The organism is Nocardioides sp. (assembly GCF_024509035.1).
Lineage (GTDB): Bacteria > Actinomycetota > Actinomycetes > Propionibacteriales > Nocardioidaceae > Nocardioides.
The window spans coordinates 1-3,580 of record NZ_JANINT010000215.1; the positions used below are offsets into that span (position 1 = coordinate 1).

Genomic DNA, 3,580 nt, shown 5'->3' on the forward strand with positions numbered 1-3,580 from the left:
GACCGGCTGCTCGGCTCGGTGCTGACCTACGCCGACGAGTCGTTCAACACGATCCTCGAGCTCGGCTTCGGCTCCTCGATCCGCAAGGAGTGGGAGTGGCGCACGCTGCGCGGCGAGCCCACCCACAACCTCGAGGCGTTCCGCGGCTGGCTGGAGTCCGGCGACCACCCGACCTCCGACCGCGAGTCGTGACCTCTGCACGTTGAGTCGTGACCTCTGCACGTTGAGTCGTGACTTCCGGTGCGGCGGACGGCGACAATCCCCGACTCGACCGTCACAACTCCCGACTCGACCGTCAGAAGTCCCGAATCAACGGGGGGATGGATCAGCCGCCGGGGTCCTGACGCCGCTCGCGGGCGACCCGGCGGTCGGTGAGCAGCACCCACACGCTCAGGGCGACCCCGCCGAGGACCGCGAAGACGAAGAACACCATCGCCACCGTGGGATAGCCCAGCACCTGGTGGTCGGTGCGGACCCGCATCATCATCGCCGCGCCCAGCACGGTCGCGGCGATCACGATGCCCATCGTGAGGCGGTTCGCGACCCGGTGGAGCACGGTGTGCAGCCGCTCCTCGTCGATGGCGTGCACCCGGATGCTGAGCTCGCCCTCCGCGAGCGCGTCGAGGATGCGGTTGCCCCGGCGCGGCAGGTTGGCGGTGAACTCCTTGGCCTCCAGGGCCGCGCTCATCACGCCGGCCGGGCTGATCGTCAGCCCGCTGCGCAGCAGGGTCCCGAGGCTGTCGCGCACCGCGGCCGCCGGGTCGAAGTCGGGGTCGAGGTGCAGGGTCGTGTGGTCGAGGTTCAGCAGGGCCTTGCCGACCATCGACATCTCCGCCGGCGGCCGCAGCCCGTGGCGCCCCGAGATCTGGCTCAGCTGCACCAGCGTGGCGCCGGCCTGGACGTCGGGCCCGGCGCTGGTCGCCTCGGAGACCAGGTGCCCCACGTCGGAGCGGAACGACGCGGCGTCGAAGTCGGGCAGCGGGTGCCCCAGCCCGGCGAGCACCGCCGCGGCCTCCTCGCCGTCGCCGTCCCCGAGCGCCACCAGCAGCTTGATGACCTGGTCACGCAGCCGCGGGGCGATCGAGCTCACCATGCCGAGGTCGAGCAGCGCGAGCCGGCCGTCGTCGGTGATCAGCACGTTGCCCGGGTGGGGGTCGGCGTGCAGGAACCCGTGGCGCAGCATCGCGTCGAGGTAGCAGGTGAACAGCTGCTCGACCATCGGGCGGGTGTCGAGGTCGAGCAACCCCAGCGGCCCGACGTCGGTGACCTTGCGACCGTCGACGCGGTCCATCGTCAGCACCCGTGACGTGGAGAGCTCCGGCACCGGCGCCGGGACCATGAGCAGGTCGTAGTCGGCCGTCAGCTCGTGGAACCGCTGCAGGTTCCGCGCCTCGCGGCGATAGTCCAGCTCGCCGCTGAGCGAGCGGCGGAACTGCGCCAGCAGCCGCTCGAAGCCGAAGTGCCGCCCCACGTCGGTGTGCCGGTCGGCGAGGCCGGCCAGCCGGGCGAGGGTCTCCATGTCCTCGCGCGCCTGGTCGCGGATGCCGGGACGCTGCACCTTGACCGCCACCTCGCGGCCGTTGCGCAGGGTCGCGAGGTGCACCTGGCCCAGCGACGCCGCTCCCACCGGCTCGGGGTCGAAGGAGCCGAACAGGTCCGAGACGTCACCCCCGAGCTCGGCCTCCACGACCTCCCGCACGACCTCGAACTCGACCGGCTCCGCGTCGTCCTGGAGCCGACTCAGCGCCGTCGTGTACGCCGGCGGCAGCAGGTCGAACCGCGTGGAGAGCAGCTGCCCGAGCTTCACGAAGGTCGGGCCGAGCTCCTCGAGGTCGGCGGCGAACCGCTCCGCGAGCTCCTCGTCGCCCTCGGGCACGTCCTCGTCGTCGCGCGGGAAGCCGTCGAACCCCAGGCCGGTGAGCAGGTCGGCGCGTCGGTGGCGGACCAGGAGGCGGGCGAGTGCCGTGTAGCGCGCCACCGGGCCGTGCGTGGTTGAGCTCATGGACCTGACGTTCCCGCTGGCCGCGATCTCGATGCCCGGGCGGGGAGCGGCGCGGGTCACGCGCGCTCGGGTCAGGCGGGCGGTGAGACCTCCTCGGCGATCGTGCGCGGCTTGCGCCGGGCGACCGCCACGCCGACCAGGGCGAGCACGCCGCCGACGTACGCCATCGCGGCGGGGGTCTCGTCGAGGAACAGCCAGCCCATCGCGATCGCGATCGGCGGGACGAGGTAGGTCGTCACGCCCAGGCTGCTCGCGGACATGTGGCGCAGCGCGTGGGCGTAGGTGGTGAAGGCGATCGCGGTCGGGAAGACCCCGAGGTAGACGACCCACAGGATCGAGGACGTCGGGGCGTCGCCGGCCTCGTCGATGAGCTGGCCGAGGAACGGCAGGCACGCGACCGCGCCGACCGTGCACGCGAGCCAGGTGACGTGGAGCGCGGAGAGCCGGGCCACGAGCGGCTTCTGGAGGATCAGGCTGACCGAGTAGACGGCCGCCGACAGCAGGCAGAGCAGCACGCCGAGGACGTCGTTGCCGCCGCCCTCGGAGGACGCGAGGCTGATCAGCCCGACGCCGCCGAACGCGAGGGCCAGGCCGATGCCGAGGTAGAGCGTGAACCGCTCGTGGAGGAAGGTCGCGGCCAGGAACGCGATGAGCACGGGCGAGACCTGGATGAGCATGGCGGCCGTGCCGGCGTCGATGCGGTGCTCGCCCTCGTTGAGAGCGACGTTGTAGACGCCGAACCACAGCACGCCGATGACCGTGATCGAGACCCACTCGCGACCGGTGGGACGGGGCAGCCCGCGGCTGAGCGCGACCGCACCGAGGCACAGAGCGCCCACGAGCAGGCGGCCCAGGGACAGCGCACCGGGGGAGAAGTCGTGGCCGAGGTGACGGATCGCGACGAACGCCGACGCCCAGAACACCAGCGTCACCGCCACGGCCGCGACCGGCAGCCACGCAGCGGGCGGGGCGGTCGCGGCGGTCGCGGTCGGCGGGGTCGTCGTACTCGTCACCTGCCCAGGCTAGGGACCACCACCGACATCGGGCAGGCGGTTTTCGGTCGCGAAACTGTCGATTTCCGGTCACACCCCGTCCCCGCGTCGCTAGGGTCCGGATCCATGTCACGCACGCGCGCCGCCGCGCTCACCACGATCGCTCTCGGGATCACCCTGCTGCCGTTCGCCGGCACCTCGACGGCGACCGCGGACGCGGCCCGTGACGGAGCCCGTGACGGGGCGACCGTCACGATCAGCGGCACGGCGTATGAGTTCAACACCGTCAAGAACCTGCTGGCCGGCGCGGTCGTGCACGTCGTCGAGGACCCCTCGCTCACCACCACGGTCGCCGACGACGGCACCTACGCCCTCGAGGTGCCCGACGGGGCCGAGGTGACGCCGTACATCACCAAGGACGGGTACGGCACGATCCACCTGCAGACCTTCACGACCGCCGGGCAGGACCTGGTCAACGTCAACTTCCAGACGCCGACGCTCAAGGTCATGGACCTCCTGGCGCTGGTGCTGGGGATCGACAAGAACGAGGCGGGCTACCCCGAGCAGTGCGTCGTGGTCAGCACCG

At 71.8% G+C, this 3,580-nt stretch carries 3 protein-coding genes and 1 pseudogene; 2 read left to right on the plus strand and 2 right to left on the minus strand.

Annotation, left to right across the window (positions count from 1 at the left end; translation table 11 throughout):
• Window positions 1-192: pseudogene (locus Q0L15_RS15455) on the plus strand (YbjN domain-containing protein); the annotation flags it as partial.
• Between the two features lie 133 nt (window positions 193-325).
• Here Q0L15_RS15455 and Q0L15_RS15460 read toward each other — a convergent pair.
• On the minus strand, window positions 326-2,002 hold the full coding sequence (locus tag Q0L15_RS15460; RefSeq protein WP_296605344.1) for an AarF/UbiB family protein: 1,677 nt from the start codon (window positions 2,000-2,002) through the stop codon (window positions 326-328).
• Window positions 2,003-2,073: 71 nt separating this feature from the next.
• Window positions 2,074-3,015, minus strand: a complete 942-nt coding sequence (locus tag Q0L15_RS15465) for a DMT family transporter (protein WP_296605345.1) — start codon at window positions 3,013-3,015, stop codon at window positions 2,074-2,076.
• 105 nt (window positions 3,016-3,120) lie between these two features.
• Here Q0L15_RS15465 and Q0L15_RS15470 point away from each other — a divergent pair.
• Window positions 3,121-3,580, plus strand: a 460-nt coding sequence (locus tag Q0L15_RS15470) for a hypothetical protein (RefSeq protein ID WP_296605346.1), incomplete at its 3' end; no start/stop codon positions are given.